This is a genomic window from Leucobacter sp. cx-328, from assembly GCF_014530035.1.
Classification (GTDB): Bacteria; Actinomycetota; Actinomycetes; order Actinomycetales; family Microbacteriaceae; genus Leucobacter.
In genome coordinates this window covers 24,675-50,732 of record NZ_JACVMX010000010.1, presented here as the reverse complement: position 1 = coordinate 50,732, position 26,058 = coordinate 24,675, and the positions used below count along the sequence as shown (strand labels likewise).

The following is a 26,058-nucleotide window of genomic DNA, read 5'->3' as shown; positions in this document are numbered from 1 at the left end:
GTTAGGCCGAGCGACGGCGGCGCACAAGCAGCGCTCCGCCGGCCGCAAGGATGAGCGCGGCGATGCCCGCAACCACCCACGGCGTCTGGCCACCGGTGAGCGCAAGGCCACCGGTCGGGCCGGTACCCGGCTTCACACCAGGATCAACACCCGGTTCCGGATCGATCGGGGTCGACGTCATCGGGGTGGCACCGTGCCAGTCGTCTGAATCTTCAACCGACTTACCTGTGTGGACACCAACCGCCGTCACCGTTGCGCGGTCACTGTGCGACTCATCGAGTGCAAGTCCCGGCAGGGTTCCGGTGCAGGAGAACTGCGTGCCAACCTTGAACGGGCCCGCCCATTCGGTGCCGGTCGAGTCGTCAGGGAACGTGCAGTCGAGGTTGGTGATCTCACCGACGCCGTCGATGAGCTTGTCGCTCACTCGTACATCAATGAGGTCTTCACGGCCGTCGTTCGAAATCGTGAAGTTGATCGGCAGCTCTTCACCCTCAGCCAACGGGAATCCCGGGGCCGCGTCGTGATCGCCCTCGTATCCGTCATTCGCGAGTGCGCCAGAAGCGTCGTACTCGGGTGTCTCGCCCTCGTCGTTCCACTTCTCAATGTCGATGCTCGGATCACCCACCGGAGTAATGACCGCCTCTGAGCCGGCAATCGTGTTCACGATCGGCTTCGACGCATTAGTCGCGCGAACCGCGAAGTACGTGACGATCCGCCCCTGAGTGGGGTCAAGATTCGTATCGTCAGCCTGGCGAATGGTGACAACGCCGTCGGCATAACTCGAACGCACGTTGCCGCGCATGTCAGTTTCTGCGTCCGTCGCGCTGTCGAGGTTCGGTACTCCGTCGGCGTCGAGCTCAACAAAGCCGAGGAATTCGACTGCCTCAGGAAGCACATCTTCACGCGTGAAAATGCTCACGGGGAAGGCAGCGCCATAGCTACCGCGCGGGATCAATTCGATCGCATAGACGAATCGATCATCAACAAACGCACCATCTTCGATGGCCGCATTCAGGTTTGCCGTCCATTTGCCGGTTTCACGGTCGAAGACGCGCTTGCGCATCTCGGCCTCATCACCAAACGAGGTAGCTTCCGATTCGTCCTCGCTCCAGTAGTCCCATTCCGAATCGACGCTGTGCAAGGTCGCACGGTTGTAGATTTCCAGGGTCTGCTTACCGGTCAACGGAACGGTCGTGAAGATCACATCGATAGTCCACCGCTGGCGCTTAGGCTCAGCCGCGACAACCTTCTTGCCCGCTTCGCTCAGCTCGATGACCACGTTGCCCGACTTATCGGTGCTCAACGCAAAGTGCTCGCGGGTGAGGTTCGCACCACCATAGGTACCCGAGACCGGAATCGAGTCAAGATCAGCAACATCGAAGATATCGGTGTTGATCTGGTCGACAATGCGGCTCGTCAGCGGATCGACCTTCGGCTTTGCCGTGTCAATCGAGAACTGGTACGGCACCTTCGCGCTCTCGCCAGGTACCACGCGCACCTCTTCGGCGCCAGCAGTCTTCGAGAACGCAGCGGTGTCGTTTACGCCGCCTTCGATGTCCTTCGGCAGCACAACGACCTCAGCGTTGTGCTCCTTCTTCACGGGATCACCATCACCGTAGTAGAACTCAGCGGTGTTGTTCCAGGGGTACGAAGTGCCGCCGACAACCGTGGTCTGGTCGTTGCCAGGCAGCCCGGCAACGGTGTTCAGCTGGGCCTTGGCCTTGATCTGAACGTTGGTTGCCTTGCTCTTCCCGACATTGACGAACAGCGTCTGGCCCACGACGGCATACTGGCCGACGTACTTTTCTGCGGCAAAATCTGCGGCGGATCCGCTGAAGCCTGCCGCCTCCTTCAACGCCGTAAGCGGGCCCTCGCCGGCAATGGTGATGAACCCGTCACCGGTCTTCCACGATGCCTGCTCGATGAGCGTGTCACTGATGACGACGTTCTGCTGCAGGGTGAAGTTCGCATTGCGCTCGTCCCACGGGGTGAGGTTCGCACTCAGGGTGTAGGTCATTGGCGCGGCAGGCGTGAGCTTGCCCTGCTCGTCAGCGATGACATCACGCAGGTTCCAGTTGCCGCTCTTCCCGAAATAGTGACCGGCGCCCACGCCAGGAATGCTTCCACGCAGGTACACGTCAGTCTTGCGCTCGTGTTCATCACCGAAGGTTGCGGTGTTCGTCAGCTGGAGTTGGTACACACCAGGAACGCCCTTGCGATCTCGGAACTGCTCGCGCAGTGCCGACTCAAGCTGCTCGAGGTCGGTGACCTGAACGTCGTACGTGATCTTCAGCACCGACTGCGCAGGCACGTCAACGACACCTGCGAAGCTGTTGCCGGTAACGGTGGGCGCAAACCCAATCGCGGTCGTCTCGCCTGCGGCGGTGAGCTCTGCCGCAAACGAGTCTGCGACATAGCTCAGCCCCTGGGGCAGGGCGTCTGCAATGGCGTAACCAGTACGCGCGTCAGCCGACTGCATGGTGAGCGTGTAGGTCAGCTTCTTGTCGGCCAGCTCTGGCTTGAGCCCCACAAACGCGTACTCTGGCGCATCGCCCATCACGACGTACTCGTCGAGAAGGTTTGTGTTCACTGCCTTTGCGTAGCTATCGGTGATGTTCTCAGGCGGGGTCACCGTCTCCTCGACAATGATCTTCACGCCGCCAGAGTCGTCACCGATCTCCCAGCTGATGGGCGACTCAGTGTTTCCGTCAACCTTGCCCACGACGAGCTGAATAGCGAATGCGCCCTCAGTGATGTCTCCGGGAAGCGGATCTTTGAAGGTCACCGTGTAGGTTCCATCTGCGTTCTGCACCGCAGACTCAACGGCTTCGTTCTTCGGGAGTCCGCCGGACACCGTGACCTGTTTCGGCAGCGTGAACTTAATCTGCTTGCCTGCGATCTGCTGCGCAGCGTCGTACTGCACACGCAGCATCATCTGTTCGCCCTCGGGGATCACCGTGTCATCTGCAACGACCGCCCCCTTGTACAACACCGAAATATTGATGCCGGGTACGGCAGCCTGCGCTGCGGTACCCGCAACGCTCACCAGACCAATGCCAACTGCGATTGCCGCAATTCCAGCAACGATCCGTGACCACACGCTGCGGCGTTCCCCACGCTGCTCCTGTGTGTTCGCGATCCCCGGAAGTCCTACTCCCGAAGCGTTCCGCCGCGCTTTCGCGCGCGCCGAATTCTCCACCATGTTTCCCCCCATAGATGCGTGTAGTTCACGCATTCACGTTTAGAGGCCCGACTCCCGCACTGAGAAAGGGGATTCTTGGAGACAGAAGCCGGGCCCACTAATAGACACCGCGTAAGACAAGAATCGTGACGCGAAACACAAAAACTCATCAGAAGATTCACTACAGGTGTGCACTAGCCGCATATTCAACGCATACTTAAGGCTGGGGATTCATGGCGTTTCACGCCATTTGGCATGTACAAGCTGTACATGAGCTAGCACTGGGGTACGAGTTTGGGGAGGACTCAATGGCCCATATTCAGGTGCGCACTGCACCGGATTCGGAGTTGCTTGACGCGACCCGTTCAGGCAATTTAGACGCGTATGGCGAGCTGTGGAACAGGCATGCCCAGGCAGCTGAAACCGCATCGCGTAATTTTGCACCGTCCCTTGACGCCCAAGACCTCGTTTCTGAGGCGTTTCTCAAGATCTTTCGCGCGCTCAAGGCCGGCAAAGGCCCGACTGACTCCTTCCGCCCCTACATGTACCGCGTGCTCCGGTCCCTCTCAGCCGATTGGCTCCAAGAACGGGACCCAATCGCAACTTCGACCCGCGAGCCGATCGATGCGATCCCAGACACAGACACAGCTTGGCCCTGGGACGACGGCGTGCTCGAGGGCGAAATTGCCGTACAGGCATTCCTTGCGCTCGACGAACGGTGGAAATCGGTGCTGTGGTACACCGAAGTGGAGCAGCTACCTCCCCGCGAGGTCGCCAAGCTCATGGGAATCTCCCCGAACGGTGTCTCGAAGCTCGCCGCTCGAGCGCGCGAGGGGCTGCGCTTTGCGTGGATCGAAGCCCACCTCGCAAACAAGCGTCACGCGCCAGAGTGCGAACGCCCGCTGCGCTTGCTCCTGAAGCTGCAGCGCGGGCGTCTCTCGACGAAGCTCTCCAATGAGCTCCAGTCGCACCTTGATGACTGTGCGTTTTGCCGCAATGCTGCGTACGAGCTCGACACCGCCAAGCGTCGTATCGTGCCCGCGCTCCTCCTGCTCATCGTCGGCAGCGGGTCTTCGACGCTGTTCCTCAATGCCTTCGCGCAGGCGACCCCCGCTTCAGCCGCAGGGCTCTTTCCGCCTACCGACGGTGCTGCCGGGACGCTCGTCCCGCCCGAGTTTCTCACCGCGGGCGACGCGGGTGTGCATGCTGTAGCTGCCGCAACGGCGGGAGCCACTGCGGTCGGCGCGAGTGGAAGCTTTGCGAGTGCCGGCACCGCTGGAGCGAAGAGCTTCCTGGCTATGTTGCGTTCTCCGGTCAATGCGGTCGCAGCAGGCAGCGCCACTGTTCTCGGCGCCGCAGGCGCCATTGCGATCGCGGCAGGCGTGTTCGCGCCAACGGCCGAAGAAACCACTGCTGCCCCTACTCCGGACACCAGTGTTTCAGTTCCAGGCAACAGCACCTCAGAGTTGTCTGCCCCCATCACAGATCCGAGTGCACTCGCCGCAAAGGAAGAACACCCCGAACCAGGCGCTGACCCCTCACCGACGCAGAACGATGGCGTGGAAGTGCTCGACGGCAACACTGCGCCACCGACAGGCACCGATACTCACGGGCCAGACTCATCTGGCGATGGCGACTCCGATGGCACCGGCACCGGTGAGAAGCCAGATCCCGGAACCGACGGAAATGAAGACGGCGGCACGGACGGTGATGGCGACACTGGTGGCGAGACGCCGAATGATGGCTATGATCATTCACTCTTCCCAAATCAGCTGTGCTTCTTCGAGAACGAAGGGCCGGGTTCGATCAATCTTGCCGGTGTAGCCTCACACCCCGGTTACGTGAAGGTGCGCATTACTCAGCCACCCGCCAAGCACCCCGTAGAGCTCATCGTTGCCAATGGCGTCACCACGGTTACCGGATATGGCAACTGGTGGTTTACGGAACCCCTCAACCCGCTCGAGAAGTGGGACGGGCTCGCGCCAGGAGACATTCGCAACTCACTCGTTGAGGTGCAGTTGCTCACGTTCGACGGCCGCAAATCCCCGTGGAAACCCGTCACCCTTCCGGTCACGCCGCCCCCGATCGAGACCTGCGGGCTTGTTTCGGTGAGCTAACGGTGTGTGCCGGTCATCCCACAAGCGACCGGCACACACCGCAGTGCTCCCTGAGCAACAGCGCGCTAGGTATGGCCTGCAACGAACGCGCTCATAGCGTTGGACGGACACTTTAGGTCACCAAAATGTCCTAAAGGTACAGGGTTCTACGGCCACACAGTGAGTATCGCGTTGCCCCTACTCGACGACTCTGACGTGATGTGGCAAGCAATGGACACGTTCATCGAGCAAGGCAAACCAAGCTCAACGACATGACCTTCACCCGAGAAAAAACAAAACCCCCTGGCGAACCAGGGGGTTTTAATCGGCTTGTCGTAGCTGAGGCGGGACTCGATCCCGCGACCTCACGATTATGAGTCGTGCGCTCTAACCAGCTGAGCTACTCAGCCATATTCTCTGCGAGAGAGAAACAAGCCAGAGCCCCGAGCCAGGATTGAACTGGCGACCCCTTCCTTACCATGGAAGTGCTCTACCACTGAGCTATCGGGGCGTAGTTATCTTGCGACAACCGTTCTATCTTAACAAGCGCCATCACCGGTGCGAAATCCCGCATGCACGGCGTGTCACAAGGCAACCGCCCCGCAGAAAAACAAGCACAAACAACAAAACCCCCGCCATAAGCGGGGGTTTTGCGCGACTCTTCGTAGCTGAGGCGGGACTCGATCCCGCGACCTCACGATTATGAGTCGTGCGCTCTAACCAGCTGAGCTACTCAGCCATACTTGGCCCGAAGACCAAAAGAGTCAGAGCCCCGAGCCAGGATTGAACTGGCGACCCCTTCCTTACCATGGAAGTGCTCTACCACTGAGCTATCGGGGCGTCGTTGTCGATGACAACTGCTATACAGTACCAATAGATTTTGGACTCACGCAAATCAGCCCCCATTTAGGTGGATTTTTGGCTCTAGCATTAGGATCAATGGAGAAATGCGGGCGTGTCTGGCACTCAATACGGGTGCCAGAAATGCACACCAAAATGCGCACAATTGCACGCAAGCGCACACCGTCAACACCCCACCAGCACCTCACAAAGGAGCCCACACCGTGAAGAACGCAGTAGTGACCACGATCGGACTGCTTCTCGCAGCCTGGATGTCGCTGAGCCACTGGGCATTCGGCATTGGCGGCCCGCTGACGTGGTGGTATCTCCCCTGCATTGGCCTGACGTTCGCGGCACTCCAGCTCTGGCTCGCGCAGCGCATGCGTGTGACGGTCGCGAACGGCAAGCGCACGAGCCGCAGCACAGTCGTCGCAATCATCCTGTCGTGGGCGTGCGCGGTCGGCTTCGGCCTCACCGTGCCGAACGAAGTCGCGGGCGAGCTCGTCTCGATCGTGAGCCCCGCATCTGGCAGCGGCCTCTCGATCGGCATGTCCATCGCCCTCTGCAACCCGCTCGGCATCATTGCCTTCGCGATCGGCGGCATCGCGGTTGCCTTCGCGATCAATGACTCGCGTGACAAGCGCGAGGAAGAAGAAGAGTACTACCCCGGCGAGGGCGAGATGCCCAAGCACCCGCTCGCCTAGTCAACTCTCGAACGAGCCAGCACACCGACGCACCAACGCGCACGGCCGAGCCCCAGTACCTCGCACGCCACCCGCCCCAACAGGCGTACGCTGAAGCAATGAGCACCACATCCTTCGCGTCCGATAACTGGGCAGGCATTCACCCCGAGGTTCTTACGGCAATCGCTGAGGCGAATGTCGGTCACCAGCCGGCGTATGGCGGCGACGAGTGGACGGGCCGCTTCCAGGATCTCGCGAAGCAGCTCTTCGGCACCGAGGCTGAGGCGTTCCCCGTGCTGAACGGCACGGGCGCGAACGTGCTCTCGCTGCAGGCTGCCTCGCCGCGGTGGGGCGCGATCATCTGTGCACGCACCGCACACATCGCGACCGATGAGACTGGCGCGCCTGAGAAGACGGGCGGGCTCAAGCTCCTCACCGTCGACACCCCCGGCGGCAAGCTCACCCCTGAGCTCGCGGCCCGCGAGGCGTGGGGCTTCGGCAACCCGCACCGCGCTGAACCGTCGGTCATCTCGATCTCGCAGTCGACCGAGTTTGGCACGGTCTACACCGCGGCTGAGATCCGCGCACTCGCTGATTTCGCGCACGAGCACAACATGCTCCTGCACCTCGATGGCTCGCGCCTCGGGAACGCCGCCGCATTCCTTGGCGCGACTTTCGCCGAGCTCACGACCGACGCTGGCGTCGACATTCTGAGTCTGGGTGGCACGAAGAACGGCTTGCTCGGCGCCGAGGCTGTAGTGGTGTTGCGTCCCGGATCCGCGCCTGGACTCCCCCACCTCCGCAAGATCAACCTGCAGCTCGGCTCCAAGATGCGATTCGTTTCGGCGCAGCTGCTTGCACTGTACGAGGGCGATCTGTGGAACCGATCCGCATCCCACGCCAACGCGATGGCAGTTCGCCTCGCTGACGGTATCGCGGCGATTCCGGGGGCGCGGATCGCGCACGCAGTCGAATCCAACACCGTCTTCGCGCATCTTCCCGCCGACATGGCTGCCCGCGGCCAGGCGGCCTTCGCGTTTGGCGGCTGGCCCGGCGGCGACGCCGACCTTTACCGCCTCATGTGCGCCTTCGACACGGCTGAGGCCGATGTCGAAGCGTTGCTCACAGCGCTCAGGGGCTAATTAGCGCTCCGCGCCATCGCGCGCGAGCTTGCGAATCGCGACCCCGGCCATCACGAACGAGCCGCCCGACAGGACGAACATCGTGAGGAAGGTCGGGGCCGCGCTATCTGTGCCAAAGACGCTGCCAAGCGGGGTGCCCAGCGCACCGAAGAGGAACTGACCGAAGCCGACGATCGACGATCCGGCACCGACCATGCCGGCGGCCTGACCGACCGCGAGCGAGGATGCACCAGGCATGATCATGCCCGTCGCGAAGGTGAAGGTTCCGATGATCGCGATGTACGCGGGCAACGGGAAGACGCCAATGAGCGCGAGCGCTGCGCCCGTGACGATCATCAGCAACTGGATGCTCTGCCCGACGCGGAGTGAGCGGTGGGGACCGATCCGCCCAGCAAGCCGCGCGTTGAACAGGGCGCCGACCATGAATGTCACCGAACCGAACGAGAAGATCAGCGAGTACTCAACCGGTGAGAGCTCGTAGATGCCCTGCGCGATGAACGACGAGGCGCTGATGTAGACCATCATTGCGGCGTATCCGAGGCCGAACGCAAGCGCGAAGCCCATGAACTGTGGCTTGCGCACGAGCGAGCCGATGTTGCCTGCGAGGACGCGAGCTTTGAACGGCTGTCGTTTGTCGAGCGGCAAGCTTTCAGGGATCTTCAATGCCGCAGCGATAAACATGCCGACCGAGAGCAGGCTGAGGCAGACCATGGGGGCGCGCCATCCGCCGAGCTGCGTGAGCCAGGCGCCAAGCGGGTTGCCGAGGGCGGGACCGAACGAGATGATGACAAACAGCACGCTGTAAGATTTCGCGGTCGTGCGCGGATCTGAAATGTCCGAGATCACCGCACGCGCGAGCACCGTTCCGGCAGCCCCAGCCAAACCTTGCAAGAACCGCACCGCAATGAACATCTCAATCGACAGACTGAATACGACAATGACGCCGCAGAGCGCGAAGATCGCGAGGCCGATAAGCAGCGTAAAGCGACGACCGAGCGCATCTGAGATTGAGCCGATGATGAGCTGACCGCACGCGCCGCCAATAAGGAACGCCGTCAGTGTGAGCTGTGCACCAGATGCGCCGACTCCGAACGCCGCAGTAATGCTCGGGAACGCTGGAAGATACAGATCGGTCGAGAGCGAGCCGGCCATCGAGATGTATCCGAGGACGAGCATCAGGCCCGGGGTAATACGTCCCGACTGAGGTGCAACGCTGCGTCCGATCATCATTCCAGGCTATCGCAGGGGTGCCCGCATTGCGCGAGGCAGATGCACACCCCTGCGGCCGGAGTCCGTAGTGGTGTGCCAGCACGCAAAAGCCCCGCACACCAATCGGTGCACGGGGCTTCTTGCAAGGAGTTATCTATAAGGCGAAAGACCTACAGCTCCTCAATCGCGGCGACGGGGCCAGGTTGAACCATGACCCATGCGCCGGTAGTTCCGTTGGGGAAGAATACCTCACGCTCTTCCGGGGTCATCTTCCGGGTCTGGATCCAATGGCGTCCGGTAGTCACGTCCAGCGTGCTGCCGGTCACAATTCGTGCCAGCTTTGGCGACACAAACCCGCGAATCACGCCCAGCAGAGCCTTCTCTCCCAACGCGGCAATAGCGAGATTGCGTGCGCTCACCGGCCAGACTCCAGTCCAAGCGTCGCGACGCTCCTGCTTCGAAAGGCCACGCTGATTGCTAAAGTCCACGCCCGCGAACTGGCGCGTTGCACCGTACGGGCGCGGATCAGTTACTTCGGAGTCGCTCATCTCTGCGAGCGAAACCCGAACCACTTCAATGCCGCTTCCCGTGAGAACATGAATTCCCTCAAAAAAGCGACGGACTTCATCCTCTTCGAGGCTCTTTAGAGCGCCCGTTTCGAGCAGTCCAATAACCGACCGCCTCGTGACTGTAACCTCTGGGTTCTTTGCCTGCAAGATACTGCGGCCAAGGACGGCGGCCAGCTCCGGCGAAAGTTCGCACATAATATTTCCGTTCACTGTAGGTCCGAGCGGCTTCACTCTGGCGAGTATTAACGCTCAGCACTTCGGTGTGCCCAAGATGTGAGGGGCACGAAAGGAACATTACACACTCTTTGCAATGTCTGCAAGCACCTCATTTAAAAGAAGTATCTTGAGTCTTGTTAGATCCTCACCGTTGGGCATATTCCTCGTGAGAAATCAAGCAAAAGCCCCGCACACCAATCGGCGCACGGGGCTTCAGCGTAAGACGCGAGACGCGAGAGCTTTACAGCCCGGCAACGCGCGAGAGGAATTCCTTCGTCTCGGGGTGCTGCGGGTTTTCGAAGATCTGCTCGGGGGTACCCGACTCGATGAGGCGGCCCTTCGAGAGGAACACGACGCGGTCTGCGACCTTGCGTGCGAACGACATCTCGTGTGTTGCCATGACGATGGTCGAGCCCGACTGCTTGAGTTCACCTACGAGATCAAGGACCTCACCGACGAGCTGCGGATCGAGCGCGCTCGTGATCTCATCAAGCAGAAGCAGGCGCGGATCAGTCGCGAGCGCACGCACGATCGCCACGCGCTGCTGCTGACCGCCCGAGAGGCGGTCGGGGTATTCCTTCGACTTCGCACCGAGGCCGATGCGTTCGAGGAGCTCCATGCCGCGCTTCTCTGCCTCGCGCTTCGAGACGCCAAACACCTTGCGGCTTGCAAGGGTGACGTTGTCGAGCACGGTGAGGTGCGGGAAGAGGTTGTAGTGCTGGAACACGACGCCAACCCTGGCGCGCACGCTATCGACGTTCGCGCGGGGGTCGGTGATGTCTTCGTCACCGAGGAAGATCTGTCCGTCGTCAACCCGCTCAAGCAGGTTGATGGTCTTCAGCAGGGTCGACTTGCCCGAGCCACTCGCGCCGATGAGTACGACGACCTCGTGCGCGTTGACTTCGAGATCGATGCCGCGCAGGACGGGAGTCTCCCCGAACCACTTGTGCACACCACGGACGCTCAGGACGGGCGTAGTTGCCTTCTCTGAACTCATACCTGACCACCAATCTGCTCACGGCGCTGGGCGCGAGCCGTGTACCAGTCGGTCAGGCGGATCATCGGCCACGACAGCAGCACGAAGAAGATACCCGCGACGACGTACGGCGTGAAGTTGTAGGCACTGGCGACCTCGATCTGGGCGGCGCGGATCGCGTCAACCGCACCGAGCACCGAGATCAGGCCGACGTCCTTCTGCATGGACACGAAGTCGTTCATGAGCGCGGGCGTGACCTTGCGGACGGCCTGCGGCATGACGACGAGGCGGAGCGTCTTCGCGTGGCTCAGGCCAAGCGAGCGCGCTGCCATGCGCTGCGAGGGGTGCACGGCTTCGATACCAGCGCGAAGCACCTCTGCGATGTACGAGGAGTAGGTCAGGGTCAGCGCGATTGCGCCCCAGACCTGCATGGGCAGGTGTCCGACGAAGCCGAGACCGGGCAGACCGAAGCCAACCAAGTACAGGACGAGCAGCACGGGAATGCCACGGAAGAAGTCGGTGTACAGAGCTGCGCCGAGGCGGATCGGGGTGAAGACCGCGCCCTTGAGCGTACGAGCGATCGCGAGCAGCGAGCCGAAGATCGCCACGAGGATCGAGGTGAAGAACAGCACCTGGACGTTGAGCCAGAGGCCCTTGAGAATTTCGGGGGCCGAAGCCTTTGCGATCTCCCAGTCGAAGAACGAGCGCTTGACGTCTTCCCAGCCTGGGCTGTTGACGAGCGCGATCCACACAACTATCGCAAAGACGATCGTGCTGAGGATGCTGATGGCGAGCGACTTAACGCTCTGCTTGCGACGGAACGCACGGCGCCCGACCTCTACCTCACTGGGTACAGGTCGGGCGCCGTGGTCACTTGAAGTCACTGAAGACAATTCGTGAAAAGCCTTACTTCAGAACCGGAGCGCCGCTGTTGTCAGCGATCCACTTCTCAGCGAGCTCATCGAGCGTGCCGTTCTCACGAAGGGTGTCGATTGCCTCGCTCACGGGCTTCGTCAGCGACGAATCCTTTGCAAGGAGCACCGAAAGCTTGTCGCCAGCCTGCGAGCTTTCGATCTGGCCAACGAGCTTGCCGTTCTCGAGCACGCCGTACGCGTTGTAGAACGCGGTGGGGATGTCGGTGACGAGCGCGTCGATGGTGCCAGCCTGGAGCGCCATGACTGCGTCCTCAGTGCTGTTGAAGATCTGGGGGTCAACGCCCACAACTTCCTTGACTACCTTGATCGAGGTCGAAGCTGCTGCAACGCCGAGCTTGACGTTCTTCAGGTCAGCGATCGATGCAACACTTGCTGCCTTCGAATCTTCGGTGGTGACAACAGCCTGGCCGGTCTCGTAGTACGGCGTCGAGAAGTCGACAGCGTTCTCACGCTCGGGCGTAGCCGAGTACTGCTGGATGTTGAAGTCGAAGTCCTTCGGACCCGGCGCAATTGCCGCGTCGAAGGGGGTGCGGGTCCAAACAACCTCGTCCTTGGCGAAGCCAAGCTCGTCAGCGATTGCGTACGCAACTGCTGCTTCGAGGCCCTCGCCCGACTCGGGGTCATCATTCTCTACCCACGGCGAGTACGCCGGGTTGCCGGTAGCAATGGTGATCTTGCCCGGGGTAACGGTCTCGAGGCCGTGAGTGGTCTCTGCTGCCGTGTCAGCGCCTGCACACGACGAGAGCGCGAGCAATGCTGCGAGGGCGCCCGCTACTGCGGACGAACGACGAAGGAACTTGCTGTTCACTGTTTGTCTCCAAAGGTTCTGGCGCGCGGCTGCGGATTTGCGCGCTAATGGTCAATTCTACTCGGTCTCGAGACGCCAGTCGGCAAAGTCGAAACCTGGCGTAACCATGCAGCTCACGAGGACATTTTCGCTGCCGGGGTTGGTGCGCTGCCAGACCCCTGCGGGCACGAGCACCTGCTGCTTCGCGCCAGGGGTTCCCGGGGCGCCGAGCAAGATCTTGTCGCCGTCGACCGGATTCTCGCCGGTACCGCCGAGCTGCAGCTCAAGGGGGCCGGGGCCGTGCCACAGCCACATCTCGTCAGACGAGACGACGTGCCATTCAGAGCGGTCACCGGCGGGCAGCCAGAAGTGAATGAGCGTTACTGCGGGACGCAGACCGCCGGCGGTCTCAATCGCATCGGTCGCCGTGTACATGCGGCGGTAGTAGCCACCTTCGGGATGCGGTTCAAGGCCGAGCTCAGTAATCGGATCGTATGCTGCGTCAGTCATCTGCTGCACTCTTTCTGGTGGAGAAGTCAGTCGTGGGGTGCGGATCGCTACGCGCGGAACCGCTCAACGCCGGCAACGATCGTGCGGCGGCAGGTGCCAGCACCTGCCTCGACGAGCTCCGCGAGAGCCGCATCGGGGTCAGAAGCGTCGATGTCGAAGAACGCGAGGTCGGCGAGGGCGCCGACGGCGAGCTGCCCGATCCGCTGTGGGCCAACGCCGAGACCGAGGGCTGTCGCGCCGCCGAGGGTCGCCGCGTTGAACAGGCGCTGGTGTAGATCGTGATCGCCGTAGCCCTGCTCGCGCGCAATCTTGTAGAGCAGCTCGACGTCAGCGAGCGGATCAAGCGACGGCGAGGAAGACAGCGAGTCAGTGCCGACGCAGATGAGGTTCCCCTCGCGCAGGTAGGCGGCGACGGGAGGCATGTCGAGGCCGATGACCTCGTTCGAGCGCGGGCAGAGCGCGACCGAGGTGCCGCGGGCACGCAGGAGCGAACGGTCACGGTCAGTCATGTAGACGCCGTGTGCGATGTGACAATCGGGGCCGAGCACGCCGAGATGATCGACGAACTGGGTCGAGCTCACACCGACACCGCGGTTGCGCAGCGCGCGGAAGCTCTCAGCGCCCAGCTCTGCCCACTCATCGTGGTTCGAGTGGTGTTCGAGCTCCATGTGCGCTTCAGCGAGGTGGATGTGCAGGCGCATTCCGCGGCCGCGTACGAGGTCGGGGACGTCGAGCAGCGGCTGCACCTCAAGCGAGTACGGCGCGTGCGGCGAGACGCCGACGCCTGGGGTCGCGGGCATAGTGTCGAGCTGCAGCGCTGTCTGGTCGCGGCCGGTCTGCTGCCACTCGTCGTTGCTCCAGCCCATGACCTCCCAGTACGCGATGCCGTGCATGCCGGCGTCGTGCAGGGCGGTCGCCGCGGAGGTATCCGTCACAACGTCTGCCGCGGCAGTCGTACCGCTCGCGAGCGCGAGGCGCGCGCCCTGCGCTGCAGAGGCAGCCCAGTCGTGCACCTGATGGTCGTAGATCGCGTCAAACGCGAGCGCCCAGTCGTCGAAGCCATTGTAGGTGCGCTTCGCAACCTCAGCCATGCTCGTGTACTGCAGGTGTGTGTGGCCGTTCACGAGACCGGGCGTGAGCACGCCGTCCCAGTGCTCTTCCGCAAAGTCGATGCCGTTATCGCGCAGCGACTGCACGACCCAGCCGCGGTCGCCAACGTGCATGATGCGGTCACCGCGCACGGCGACGGCGCCGTTCACAATACGTGGGCCGGTCACCGGGATGACCAGGTCAGCGCTGTAAACCGTGACCGTCGGGGTTTCGATGAACTTCGCGGGCTTGCCGGCCTGCTCTGGTGCTGCGGTGCGATCCGCGCCCGTCTCGCTCGGGGCAGCCTGGGCCTGGTAGCGCTGGCGGCGCCAATCAGCGGCGGCGTGCGCCTGGGCGGCGTTCTTCGTGTCGACAGTACTGCCGTGGGTCGCGAGCGCGAGGCGTGCGATGCGCTGCTCTTGATCACTCGAGAGCGGGAAGATGCCCGGCGCGAGCTTCGCGTCACCGAGCGCCCCCATGTCGAGGAGCTGGCGCAGCGCGGCAAGCTGGGCGGCGAACGAGAGGTCCATGATCTCGATGGGGTTGCCGCCGCTCGCCGTGTAGTTCACCCCGTAACCGTGGGCCAGGATGATGACTTCGTGCGCGGATCCCGCAGCACCAACGTCAACTGTGCTGATCTGGGGTGTGAGGTCGTGCATGGCGCGGCCCTCGAAATCGATCTCGGCGTCAACGCCGCCAGCGACCGCGAAGATCGTGCCGGGGCGAGCGTGACGTGCGAGGGGCAGGTCGACCGTGCCGCGAACGCCAGACGCCGAGACGATCACGTCGGCAATCGCGGCTGCCTCTGCGGCGAGCGCGACGTCGTAGCCATCGGCTTCAGCGGTGAGGGCACGAACGGTATCGAGTTCTGCGACGATGACCTTCGCACCGAGGGCGCGGGCGTGACGGGCGACGCCTGCACCGACCGGGCCGTAGCCGAGCACGAGCCAGGTCGCGTCTGCTGTCTGGGGTACCGGACGCATCGCGCGGAGGGTTTCGAGCTCGTCAACGATTGCGAAGACGCAGGTCTGGCCCGTGCCGTGCAGGTTATCGAAGAGGGTCTTCACTGCCGAGTCGTTCACGGGAACAACGGGAATCTCGAGCTCGCCGTCTGCGTGCATGTGGCGGAGCGGGCGTACACCGCTCGTGGTCTCCTCTGCCGCACCGCGGAGCGAGGCGCGCGCCTCGGGCATGAGGTGCGCGAGGCGAATGAGGTGAGCGCCGTCGTCGATGAGCAGCTGTGGCTGCCAGCGGATGAGGTCGCGCGCCTGCTCTGCCTCGTGTTCTGCGTCGGCGTCGTCGCTCGCGAGCACGACGATGCCGCGGGCGCGCAGGGCTGCTGCCGCCTCGGGATCAACCTCGTTTGCTGGCGCGAAGACGCGCACATCTGCGCCGGCGCGAGCAAGTTCAAGTACGAGTACCGCGGTCTTGGGCTCGAGCACGAGCACGACGCCGATACGTACTCCGCGCAGGGCGCCGCTCACCGCGAACTCCTCTGCGAGTTCACGCGTGATGGGCATGTACTGGTGCGACCACTCAATCCGTGCGGCACCGCGCTTCGCGAGCGAGTCACCCTCGGTTGCTGTGGCCGCGGGGCCGACCAGGGCTGCGCCCTCGGCGATGCGGATCGGGCCGGCTTCTTGGCCTGCGGGCAGCGCTGCAACGTCTGCCGCGAACACGACCTCAACGTCGCCTGGCACGGGAGCGCCCTGCTCAAGCACTGTCACACGCGCGCCCATGCCCGCGAGCATCTGCTGCAGCGTCGCGGTCATTTCGGGCGCTGCCGGATCAGGCATGACACCCATGCGGGTGCCTGCGATCAAACGGTTCGTTGAACGGTTAAACCGGGCGACCAGTCGCTCGGCACGGTACACATCAGAAGCGGGACTCACCCCTCTATTGTCTCAGGGTGAGTCCCGCTTCGTGCTGTGCGCTCAGCCGGGCAGCATTTGCTACACCGCGCTGGGCCCCGGGGCGTTCAAAACTCGCCCCAATAGCTCCGGAACTCGGGCACGACAGCTGCGCGTTCCCAAACCTCTACCGCAAGGAATTCGCAGAGGTCTTCGCCCTGGACAAACCACTCCCGATCAAGAAACTGTGCCTCGCTGAGTTGGTCAGCATCGTCGAGCTCCGCATCTGCAGCTCGCTGCCATTGGCTCCCCCAGTGCCTCAGCTCACTCGCGAGCGATTCGCTCAGCCCGACGTCAGCGGGCTCCACAGGGCCGAGACCACGTTCCCATAGTGGCCAGTCATTGCCGTGTGCAGGCAAGAGTCGCAACACTCTCAGATTTCCGTCACGAACCATCAAGTCACGTTCTTGAACCTCGGACGCTGAGCACTCGCGTTGCCCCAGCACCCAGCCGATCTGGCCCGCAGCGACCTTGGCCGGCATGCGAGTGCGTTCTGTTCCACTCAGATACGGCGTATTTGGCATACGAGGTCTCCTAACTTGAAAACAGAAAGTGGTGGGTCCGGTGCGATCACCGGACCCACCACTGTGCTCCGCTTACCTACATTACTTTCGTGCGGTTAGCAGTCCTCGCCGAAGCTCGAACCGACGACCGGAGCTCCCTCATTGTGGAGCTCAAGGCTGTTGCCGTCGGCCGCGACATCCATGCGGATCGCATCGCCATCGTGCACCGTGCCCGAGAGGATAGCCCGCGCGAGGCGGTCATCAATCTCGGTCTGCATGAGGCGGCGCAGCGGACGAGCGCCGTAGACGGGGTCGTAGCCGCGATCCGCCAACCACTGACGCGCAGCCGGGGTGACGCCGACGGTGAGGCGACGATCCGCCAGTCGCGACTGGAGACGGTCGACCGACAGCCCGACAATCTGCGCGAGGTTCTCGCGCGACAGCGGGTGGAAGATGACCATCTCGTCGAGACGGTTGATGAACTCGGGCTTGAAAGCGCGGCGCACGGTCTCCCGAACGGCGCTTTCCTTCTCAGCCCACTGCAGATCGGGATCGACCAGGTACTGGCTGCCCAGGTTCGACGTGAGGATCAGGATCACATTGCGGAAGTCGACCGTGCGACCCTGACCATCGGTGAGCCGCCCATCGTCGAGCACCTGCAGCAGCACATCGAAGACTTCGGGGTGTGCCTTCTCGACCTCGTCGAGCAGCACGACCGAGTACGGCCGGCGGCGCACAGCCTCGGTGAGCTGGCCGCCCTGTTCGTACCCGACGTACCCCGGAGGGGCACCAACGAGTCGCGAGACCGAGTGCTTCTCGCCGTACTCGCTCATATCGATGCGCACCATGGCGTGCTCGTCGTCGAAGAGGAACTCCGCGAGCGCCTTGGCCAGCTCGGTCTTGCCGACGCCGGTGGGGCCGAGGAACAGGAACGATCCGGTCGGCCGGTTCGGGTCAGCAATACCAGCACGGGTACGGCGCACGGCGTCAGCCACCGCGGTGACCGCGTCGGTCTGGCCGATGAGACGCTTGCCGAGCTCAGACTCGAGCGCGAGCAGCTTCTCAGTTTCACCCTGCATGAGGCGGCCGACGGGAATACCCGTCCACGCAGCGACAACGCCGGCGATGTCTTCGTCAGTGACCTGGTCGTTCACCATGCGCGGTTCGCCATCGATGGCGTCAGCGGCTTCTGCCTGCTCGGCCTCAGCCAGCTGCTTCTCAATGACGGGGATCTCACCGTACAGGAGCTTCGACGCACGCTCGAGGTTGCCCTCGCGCTGGGCGCGCTCGGCGTCCATGCGCATGCGGTCGAGCTGCTCACGCAGCTCACCAACGCGGTTCAGCGAGGCGCGCTCACGCTCCCAACGAGCTTCGAGCCCACTGAGCTCGGTCTCCTTCACTGCGAGGTCAGCACGCAGCTTCGCGAGACGCTCCTTCGAGGCGTCGTCCTTCTCCTTCTTAAGCGCGAGTTCTTCGAGCTTCAGGCGATCAACCGCGCGACGCAGCTCATCGATCTCCATCGGGGCCGAGTCGATCTCCATGCGGAGGCGCGACGCAGCCTCGTCGATCAGGTCAATCGCCTTGTCAGGCAGCTGGCGCGAGGTGATGTAGCGGTCAGACAGCGAAGCGGCGGCGACGAGCGCCGAGTCGGCAATCGTCACCTTGTGGTGTGCCTCGTACCGTTCTTTCAGACCACGCAAGATCGCGATGGTATCTTCGACCGCTGGCTCGCCAACGTACACCTGCTGGAAGCGGCGCTCGAGGGCGGCGTCCTTCTCGATGTACTCGCGGTACTCGTCGAGGGTCGTCGCACCGATGAGGCGCAGCTCTCCGCGGGCGAGCATGGGCTTGAGCATCTGCGATGCCGCGACCGAGGACTCCCCGCCGCCTGCACCCATGAGCGTGTGCAGCTCATCAATGAAGGTGATGATCTTGCCGTCGGATTCTTTAATCTCCTGCAGCACAGCCTTCATGCGCTCTTCGAACTCACCGCGGTACTTTGCGCCGGCGATGAGCGCGGAGATGTCGAGGCTGATGAGCTCCTTGTCCTTCAAAGACTCGGCGACGTCACCAGCAACGATGCGCTGGGCAAGCCCCTCAACCACGGCGGTCTTACCGACACCGGGTTCACCGATCAGCACCGGGTTGTTCTTCGTGCGGCGGGTCAGCACCTGGCTCACACGGCGAATCTCGGCGTCGCGACCAATGACCGGGTCAAGCTTGCCCGAGCGTGCAACCTCCGTCAGGTTCACGCCGAACTGCTCGAGTGCGCTCTGGCCCTCTTCGCCCTGGGCCGGGGTCCAATTTGCCTGCATGTCGCTCCTTCGTTGCTGTCGTGTTTCTGCGGGCGGATCGCGCCAAAACAGCGCGTGTGCTCAAAGTTGAGCTTAGTTGACTCAAGTTTAGCGAACCGTGAGCAGAAATGCCAGGTCGGAGGGCATCATTTGCCACCTGTTCACTATGAGCTAACTCCCTTACGGCCGGGTTCGCAAGCCCAAATTGGAGGCGCTGTTCCGCGCCGCTCAACACTCCCTGTTCACAACACACATTCGAGATAGAGTGGCCGTCTATGACAAACGCGGCCCCCACTCCGACCCCGACTCACAGCCGAGCAACCTGGGTCTTACTCATCGCCGCAGTCTGCCTCGTTGCGCTGAATCTCCGCATGACCATCACGGGCGTCGGCCCGCTGCTGGACGAGATTGCCGCGACCGAGGGTGGCAGCCCCGCGGTACTGGGACTGCTCGCGTCTATCCCGCTGTTTAGCTGGGCCGCGTTCTCGCCACTCGCACAGTCGTTCGCCGCAAAGGTTGGCATCGACCGCGCGGTGAGCTGGGCACTGCTCGCCCTCACGCTCGCAAATGTGTGGCGCGTACTGCCAGGCTCCCCCATCAATATCTGGGCCGGAACCGTCCTCCTCGGCGCCTCCCTCGCCGTCGGCAACGTCCTCCTCCCCGCGACGATCAAACGCGACTTCGGGCCCCGCGTCCCGCTCATGATGGGCATCTACTCCGCCCTCCTCAGCGGTGCCGCGGCCATCGGCGCGGGAATCGTCGCCCCCATCTCCCACTTCACCCCGGCCGGCGGCGAACCGCTTGGCTGGCGCATCGGCCTCTTCGCGACAGGCCTGCTCGCGTTCCCCGCGCTCATTCTGTGGGTCATCGCGTCGCGCGTACGGACCAAGAGCGAGGGCGCGGATCGCGACGCTGCCGCTGCCGGTGCTGCTCGATCCGCCGTTCCACAGTCAAAGCTTGGACTGCGCGTCTGGACCGACCGGGTCGCGTGGACGATCGCGATCTACATGGGCTGCCAGTCAGCGACGTTCTACACGTGGGCAACCTGGCTCGTGTCGGTCGACATGTCGCGCGGCACGACCGCGATCGCGGCCGGCGCCCACATCATGGTCTACCACGTGAGCGGCATGATCGGCTCGTTCGTCACGCCGTTCATCTGGCGCGGGAAGTTGCGGAAGATCTATCCGCCGCTGCTGCCCTTCATCATGGGACTCTGCGCCCTCGGCTTCATCGGGGCGCCCGGCATCTTCGTGCCGCTGCTCGCAGTGAGCGGATTCATGACCGGCTCATCACTCAGCGTCGCCCTCACCCTCGTCGTGCAGCGCTCGGGCAATGCCAACGTCGCCGCCGCGACCTCAGGCATGTCACAGTCACTCGGCTACCTCATCGCGGGCGTCGCGCCCGTGCTGTTCGGCTGGCTATTCCAGGTGGGCGGCAACTGGTGGCTGCCCCTCATCGTCGTACTCCTCGCGACGCTCACTCAGACCGCGGCGGGCCTGTCGCTCATGCGCGAGCGGATGGTCTTCGGCCGCGCACACGACGTGCAGGCGTAGTTCGGGTAGACAAAGGGGCGGGCGTCTGGAATACCGGACGCCCGCCCCTTTGTGCTTGCTGAGGTTTAGACCGCGCGCAGAATGACCGCGCTGCCCTGGCCGCCACCGCCGCAGATGCCTGCCGCACCGAGCGAGCCGGAGCCGAGCTCGGCGAGCTGACGGGCGAGCGTACCTACGATCCGCGCGCCAGATGCGCCGATCGGATGGCCGAGCGCGATCGCACCACCGTGACGGTTCACGATGTCGGCATCGATGCCAAGGTCACGCACCGACTGCACCGAAACTGCCGCGAATGCCTCGTTGATTTCCACGGCCGCAAGATCGGTTGCAGCCGCATCGGTCTTCGCAAGCGCGGCGCGGATCGCCTGTGCAGGCTGCGAATGCAAGTGCGTATCGGGGCCCGCGACGAACGCGGTTGCCTCGACGCGAGCAAGCGGGGTCAGCGCGAGGCGCGCAGCTGCGGCCTCGCTCACGATGACGAGCGCAGCTGCGCCGTCAGTGATCTGCGAGGCGTTGCCCGCGGTGATCGTGCCATCTGCCGCGAACGCGGGGCGCAGACCAGCGAGCGATTCGGTCGTGGTGGTGGCGCGAATGCCGTCGTCGGTGGCGACAACCTGGTCTCCGCGGCGTGACTTCACGGTGAAGGGCGCGATTTCACCAGCGAGGAAGTCTTCTGACTCCGCTGCGAGCTGGTGCGAGCGGGCTGCGATCGCGTCCTGCTCGTCACGCTTGAGGTCGCGATCGGCGTTGCCCGACTCGGTCAGCGCGCCCATCGCGGTCTTGCTGAATGCGTCGGTGAGCCCGTCGTGCTCGGCGGTGTCAACGAGGGTGCCGGGGCCGAACTTCACGCCAGCGCGTAGTGCGATGGTGTGGGGTGCGAGCGACATCGATTCCTGGCCGACGGCCACGACGACATCAGCCTCGCCAGCCTTGATGAGGCGGACCGCCTGCGAGACAGCCTCGGTGCCCGAGAGGCAGACCGCATTAACCGTGATCGCGGGAACGCTCAGCGGAATGCCCGCGCCGATAGCGGTCTGGCGAGCGGGGTTCTGGCCTGCGCCTGCCTGGAGCACCTGGCCAGCAACGAGCTGATCGACCTGGTCGGGTGCGATGCCAGCGCGCTCGAGCGCCGCCGCGGTCGCGTGTGCACCGAGTGCCGTCGCAGGCTGGGCCGCGAGCTGGCCGGTGAACTTCGTAAACGGGGTGCGGGCGTAGCCCACGATCAGCGCCGACATCATCGTCTCCTTCACTGCCGCGGATCCGCTCACACGGCGACCCCACCATCTTGCCGGGTTCTGGGCGTGCGCGCACGCACGGTTTGCCCATGTTGGGGGTGCGCGGGTGTGCAATGGTGCGGGCTTCCGCTCCCTTCTCCCCTCCGACCCACTATTTGCCGTAGATATGTGATCTGCCATCAATATGTTGTTTGGCGGCGAATTCTGCATTTTGACGGCCGAAAGCATATCTCCGGCGAAAGGCAACTGGCCTCAGGCAAGGGTGGCCGAGCGGCCACCCGCGGCAGCCCCAATTCTTGTCATCCCAGTCGGGTGGCACCTTAATTCAGGCTGCCGCGGTTGGCATTGCTGGCCAACCTTGCCATTGAAGTAGTTGCCTTACTGGGTTCTGCCTCTCGCTATTTAGCTTCAGTATGCAATCGAGCGTCGGTAAGACGCATTTGTCCGTTTAGGTCTTACCGAGGGCCCTTTTTCTTACCGGGGAGAAAGAGTTGGCTGGTTCTGCGACGAAAACACTTTCAATTCGCGCTTGACCTTGACGTAGCGTCAAGTTTTAACGTGAACTGTGGTGAGCAACCGTTCACCAGAAGACAGTAATAGCCACAGGCAGAAGCAGGCAGCACCATGGAGTACTCGATCCAGCAGACCGCACGCGCGGCCGGCACCACGTCGCGCGCGCTGCGACACTATGCCGCGATTGGCCTGCTCGAGCCGAGCCGCATCGGCACGAACGGGTACCGCTTCTACGACGACCGGGCGCTGCTGCGGCTGCAGCGGATCCTGCTGCTCAAAGAGCTCGGACTCGGCCTCGAAGCCATAGGCGAGGTGCTTGCGGCGCAGGATGCGCAGACAAGCCAGCGCCCAGACAAGAAGCCGGCCGAGGTTGAGATTCTCGAGTCACACCTCGTGCTGCTCGAACGCGAGCGCGATCGGGTGGCTGCACAGATTGGCTCGGTGCAGCGCACGATTGCTGCGCTCAGCCGCAAGGCGTCACGGGCTCAGCCGTCTTCTTCACAGCCAGATATTCAGGAGATGAACCTCATGGCAGAGAACATGTTCGAGGGCTTTGACCCCGCGGTCCACAAGGAAGAAGTGGAGCAGCGCTGGGGCGCTGCCGCCTATCAGCAGAGCGATGCGTGGTGGCGGTCGCTCTCGAAGCGCGACCAGACCGAGTGGCAGGCAGCGGTAGCTGAGCTGTCGCGCGAGTGGACGGCAGCCGCGGAACGCGGCGAAGACCCCCTAGGCCAGGTCGGCCAAGCGTTGGCGGCCCGTCATGTTGCGTGGCTCCGCAGCGTGCCCGGAACACCGTCGGCAGATCCCGAGGGCGACCTCCGCGGGTATGTGCTCGGCCTCGCCGAAATGTACGTCGCCGATGATCGCTTTGCCGCGAACTACGGTGGCACGAAGGGCGCCGAGTTCGTGCGAAGCGCTCTGGTCGCCTTCGTTGAGGCAGGACTGCGCTAAATCTCAGATTTGGGACGGTCCTGATTGAGGATGGCTACCAACGAGCGGATTTTCGGGATCATTCTTTCCTCTTGAACGGCGCCAACGTAAAATTGGCGGCATGAAAACGACCCTCGCAGAAGCCCTTGAAGCCGCCCGTGCGCTGCCAAGCGAGCCTCGTCCTGAGGTAACTCCGTCGCTTTTCACAAAAGTCGAAACGGATGAAGCTCGATATGCGGCGTTGAAGGCTGCAATCAACCTGGGCATCGCACAACTGGATCGCGGGGAAACAGTCGAAATCGCGCCGGAGGATATCGATGCCTACATTCACGGACTCGGACAGATCGCGGCAGAACGAGCCACACGGCGAATAGCGTGAGTTTCTCTTTCTCAATCACGCGCGAAGCCAGCCGTGACATTCTTGAAACCCTGGCGTGGTCCAATAACAGCTTTGGCCCCGATGCTCGAGTCGCCTACGAAGCGCTCATCATCGTCACTCTCAAACAGATTCAGCATGGCCCGACTTCACTGGGCACCCGTGACCGGGGTGACCTGGCCGTCGGAGCACGGACGCTACATCTGCGAACTTGTCGTTCTAGGGTACGACGCGGCGTGAGAAAAGTTGGACGCCCCAGGCACCTCGCCTTTTACCAATGCGCAAAACCCAAAGTACGTGTAGTCCGTCTTCTCCATGAATCCGCGGACACCAACCAGGTGAAGTTCGACAACTAACTCCAGCCCGGCGAAATCGAGACCTATAAACACCAGTGGCCCGGGCACAATCAAGTGTCCGGGCCACTGCCGCGTCTAGGCCTCACCCACTAGCGCGCATGCGCACGAGCGAGACCAGACGAAGAATTACCAGATGCTGACGCGCTCTTCGGGGTCAAGCCAGAGCTTGTCGCCGGGCTTGGTCGCGTACGCCTCGTGGAATGCTTCGAGGTTCGCGACAATCTGGTTGCAGCGGAACTCATTCGGCGAGTGCGGGTCAATCGTCAGCAGGCGCACGGTCTCTTCGGGGCGTGACTTCTGCTGCCACGCGGTCGACCACGAGAGGAAGAAGCGCTCTGCGCCGGTGAGACCGTCGATGACGGGTGATGCTGCGCCGCCGAGTGATCGAACGTACGCCTTCCACGCGATCTCGAGACCCGAGAGGTCGCCGATGTTCTCGCCGATGGTGAGCTCGCCGTTGACCTTCTGGCCGTCAGCGCCCTCGGGCGAGAGCTCGTTGTACTGGCCGATGAGTGCGCCGGTGAGCTTCTCGAATGCTGCGCGGTCGTCTTCGGTCCACCAGTCGGTGAGCTTGCCGTCGCCGTCGTAGCGCGAGCCCTGGTCGTCGAAGCCGTGGCCGATTTCGTGACCGATGACCGCGCCGATCGCGCCAAAGTTCGTCGCAGCGTCCCACGTGACATCGAAGAACGGGGGTTGCAGGATTGCAGCGGGGAATACGATCTCGTTGAAGCCCGGGTTGTAGTACGCGTTCACCGTCTGCGGGGTCATGAACCACTCGTCGCGGTCAATGGGCTTGCCAATCTTGCCGAGCTCGCGCACGAACTCCTGCTCGGAGACGTGGCGCGAGTTGCCGATGAGGTCACCCGAGTCGACGACCAGCGCCGAGTAGTCACGCCACTTTACGGGGTAACCGATCTTCGGAGTGAACTTGTCGAGCTTCTCGAGTGCGCGCTCGCGGGTAGCGGGGCTCATCCACTCAAGGTCGGTGATCGAGTCGCGGTACGCCTCGATGAGGTGCGCAACGAGCTCGTCCATTGCAGCCTTTGCGCGCTCGTCGAAGTGACGCTCGACGTAGATGCGGCCGACAGCCTCACCCATCGCGCCCTCAACGAACGAGACGCCGCGGCGCCAGCGCTCGCGCTGCTCGGGCGCACCGGTGAGTGCGGTGCCATAGAAGTCGAAGTTTGCGCGCGAGATCTCCTGTGAGAGGAGGGCAGCCGATCCGCGCACGATCTGCCAGACGAGCCATGCACGCCATGCTTCGAGCTCGTCAGCGTTGTCGCGTGCGCCAGCGAGCAGCTCGGCGAGACCGGCGAGGGCCTCGGGCTGTGCTGCGACGACCTCGGCAAATGCCGACTCGGGTGCGCCCATGGCTGCGAGGTATGCGGTCCAGTCGAGACCGGGGGTCAGCTCCTGCAGGCCGGCGAAGTCACGCAGGTTGTACATCTTCTGGATATCGCGGCTCGCGACCTTGTCCCAGTGCGAAGCCGCGATGCGTGCCTCGAGCTCGTACGCGAGACCGCCCAGGCGGTCAGCGTCTGCAACGCCAGCGAGGCCGAGCATGCGCGAGATATGCGCGCGGTACTGGTCGCGAATCTCAGCGAACTGCTCCTCGCGGAAGTACGACTCATCAGGCAGACCGATGCCGCCCTGCATCACGAAGGTGATGTAGCGCGAGGGGTCACCCGGATCGTTGTCGATGAACATGCCGTAGAAGCCACCGACGCCAGCGCGCTCAAGCTGCGCGGTGACCTCGATGAGCTCGTCGACCGATACGACGGCGAGCGCACGCTCAATGTCTGCACGAATCGGCTCTGCACCAAGCGCATCAATGCGCTCGGTGTCCATGAAGCTTGCGTAGAGCGCAGCGACCTTGTCAGCTTCGGTCTCTGCTGGCGTACCTGGCGCGGGTGCAGGCGTGCCGGTGATGATCTCACGCACTGCTTCTTCAGCGTTCTCGGCGAGTACAGCAAACGAGCCGTACCGTGCCTTATCTGCTGGGATCTCGGTGCGGTTCATCCACTTGCCATTGACATGGCGGAACAGGTCGTCCTGCGGGCGGACGGCAGCATCGAGCTCAGCGAGGTCGATGCCTGATACGAAGGGGCCGTTTGCTGCGTTGCTCATGCGTTTCAGACTACAGAGCACCACTGAC

Annotated in this window: 18 protein-coding genes and 4 tRNA genes; 6 read left to right on the top strand and 16 right to left on the bottom strand. The window is 63.0% G+C overall.

Annotation, left to right across the window (positions count from 1 at the left end):
• Position 1: 1 nt before the first annotated feature.
• Positions 2-3,202 carry a hypothetical protein gene (locus ICL81_RS10770; protein ID WP_188034879.1) on the bottom strand — a complete coding sequence of 1,067 codons (3,201 nt, stop codon included), beginning with the start codon at positions 3,200-3,202 and terminating at the stop codon, positions 2-4.
• A gap of 287 nt (positions 3,203-3,489) precedes the next feature.
• Here ICL81_RS10770 and ICL81_RS10765 point away from each other — a divergent pair, with 287 nt between their 5' ends.
• Positions 3,490-5,298, top strand: coding sequence for an RNA polymerase sigma factor (locus ICL81_RS10765; protein ID WP_188034878.1), 1,809 nt, complete (start codon positions 3,490-3,492; stop codon positions 5,296-5,298).
• A 315-nt stretch (positions 5,299-5,613) separates the two neighbouring features.
• Here the strand turns inward: ICL81_RS10765 and ICL81_RS10760 are convergent.
• The 4 genes from ICL81_RS10760 to ICL81_RS10745 form a co-directional block, all read right to left on the bottom strand.
• A tRNA-Met gene (locus tag ICL81_RS10760) sits at positions 5,614-5,687 on the bottom strand.
• 29 nt (positions 5,688-5,716) lie between these two features.
• A tRNA-Thr gene (locus ICL81_RS10755) sits at positions 5,717-5,788 on the bottom strand.
• A 154-nt stretch (positions 5,789-5,942) separates the two neighbouring features.
• Positions 5,943-6,016 (bottom strand) — tRNA-Met (locus tag ICL81_RS10750).
• Positions 6,017-6,045: 29 nt separating this feature from the next.
• Positions 6,046-6,117 (bottom strand) — tRNA-Thr (locus ICL81_RS10745).
• 224 nt (positions 6,118-6,341) lie between these two features.
• Here ICL81_RS10745 and ICL81_RS10740 point away from each other — a divergent pair.
• Positions 6,342-6,821 (top strand): hypothetical protein, encoded by a 480-nt coding sequence (locus ICL81_RS10740; RefSeq protein ID WP_353055508.1) that lies wholly within the window; start codon positions 6,342-6,344, stop codon positions 6,819-6,821.
• Between the two features lie 98 nt (positions 6,822-6,919).
• Complete coding sequence (locus tag ICL81_RS10735) at positions 6,920-7,942, top strand: low specificity L-threonine aldolase (protein ID WP_188034877.1); 1,023 nt, start codon at positions 6,920-6,922, stop codon at positions 7,940-7,942.
• Here the strand turns inward: ICL81_RS10735 and ICL81_RS10730 are convergent, their stop codons facing one another.
• The 9 genes from ICL81_RS10730 to ICL81_RS10690 all read right to left on the bottom strand — a co-directional run bounded on the left by ICL81_RS10730 (position 7,943) and on the right by ICL81_RS10690 (position 18,961).
• Complete coding sequence (locus ICL81_RS10730; RefSeq protein ID WP_188034876.1) at positions 7,943-9,169, bottom strand: multidrug effflux MFS transporter; 1,227 nt, start codon at positions 9,167-9,169, stop codon at positions 7,943-7,945. It abuts the gene before it with no gap.
• Positions 9,170-9,321: 152 nt separating this feature from the next.
• Positions 9,322-9,915 (bottom strand): hypothetical protein, encoded by a 594-nt coding sequence (locus ICL81_RS10725; RefSeq protein ID WP_188034875.1) that lies wholly within the window; start codon positions 9,913-9,915, stop codon positions 9,322-9,324.
• A gap of 262 nt (positions 9,916-10,177) precedes the next feature.
• A complete protein-coding gene (locus tag ICL81_RS10720; RefSeq protein WP_188034874.1) occupies positions 10,178-10,933 on the bottom strand; it encodes an amino acid ABC transporter ATP-binding protein in 756 nt (251 codons plus the stop codon).
• Positions 10,930-11,796, bottom strand: coding sequence for an amino acid ABC transporter permease (locus ICL81_RS10715; protein ID WP_188034873.1), 867 nt, complete (start codon positions 11,794-11,796; stop codon positions 10,930-10,932). The genes ICL81_RS10720 and ICL81_RS10715 overlap by 4 nt, the downstream gene beginning before the upstream one ends.
• A 22-nt stretch (positions 11,797-11,818) precedes the next feature.
• Complete coding sequence (locus ICL81_RS10710) at positions 11,819-12,655, bottom strand: ABC transporter substrate-binding protein (RefSeq protein ID WP_188024536.1); 837 nt, start codon at positions 12,653-12,655, stop codon at positions 11,819-11,821.
• A gap of 57 nt (positions 12,656-12,712) precedes the next feature.
• Positions 12,713-13,144 carry a cupin domain-containing protein gene (locus ICL81_RS10705; RefSeq protein WP_188034872.1) on the bottom strand — a complete coding sequence of 144 codons (432 nt, stop codon included), beginning with the start codon at positions 13,142-13,144 and terminating at the stop codon, positions 12,713-12,715.
• Between the two features lie 47 nt (positions 13,145-13,191).
• Positions 13,192-16,125 (bottom strand): adenosylhomocysteinase, encoded by a 2,934-nt coding sequence (locus ICL81_RS10700; protein ID WP_188034871.1) that lies wholly within the window; start codon positions 16,123-16,125, stop codon positions 13,192-13,194.
• Positions 16,126-16,211: 86 nt separating this feature from the next.
• Positions 16,212-16,667 (bottom strand): hypothetical protein, encoded by a 456-nt coding sequence (locus ICL81_RS10695; RefSeq protein WP_188034870.1) that lies wholly within the window; start codon positions 16,665-16,667, stop codon positions 16,212-16,214.
• Between the two features lie 95 nt (positions 16,668-16,762).
• Positions 16,763-18,961, bottom strand: coding sequence for an ATP-dependent Clp protease ATP-binding subunit (locus ICL81_RS10690; protein WP_188034869.1), 2,199 nt, complete (start codon positions 18,959-18,961; stop codon positions 16,763-16,765).
• 254 nt (positions 18,962-19,215) lie between these two features.
• Here ICL81_RS10690 and ICL81_RS10685 point away from each other — a divergent pair, with 254 nt between their 5' ends.
• The gene (locus tag ICL81_RS10685; protein WP_188034868.1) at positions 19,216-20,493 is read left to right on the top strand and encodes an MFS transporter; all 1,278 of its coding nucleotides are present in this window, start codon (positions 19,216-19,218) and stop codon (positions 20,491-20,493) included.
• A gap of 65 nt (positions 20,494-20,558) precedes the next feature.
• Here ICL81_RS10685 and ICL81_RS10680 read toward each other — a convergent pair whose 3' ends face one another.
• Positions 20,559-21,728 (bottom strand): acetyl-CoA C-acyltransferase, encoded by a 1,170-nt coding sequence (locus tag ICL81_RS10680; protein WP_188034933.1) that lies wholly within the window; start codon positions 21,726-21,728, stop codon positions 20,559-20,561.
• A 624-nt stretch (positions 21,729-22,352) separates the two neighbouring features.
• Here ICL81_RS10680 and ICL81_RS10675 point away from each other — a divergent pair.
• Positions 22,353-23,192, top strand: a complete 840-nt coding sequence (locus ICL81_RS10675) for a TipAS antibiotic-recognition domain-containing protein (RefSeq protein ID WP_188034867.1) — start codon at positions 22,353-22,355, stop codon at positions 23,190-23,192.
• Positions 23,193-23,292: 100 nt separating this feature from the next.
• Positions 23,293-23,550: a hypothetical protein gene (locus ICL81_RS10670; protein ID WP_188034866.1), complete on the top strand. Its 258-nt coding sequence runs from the start codon at positions 23,293-23,295 to the stop codon at positions 23,548-23,550.
• 479 nt (positions 23,551-24,029) lie between these two features.
• Here the strand turns inward: ICL81_RS10670 and ICL81_RS10660 are convergent, their stop codons facing one another.
• Entirely contained in the window at positions 24,030-26,030 is a 2,001-nt protein-coding gene (locus ICL81_RS10660; protein WP_188034864.1) for a M13 family metallopeptidase, read from the bottom strand.
• Positions 26,031-26,058 lie beyond the last annotated feature (28 nt).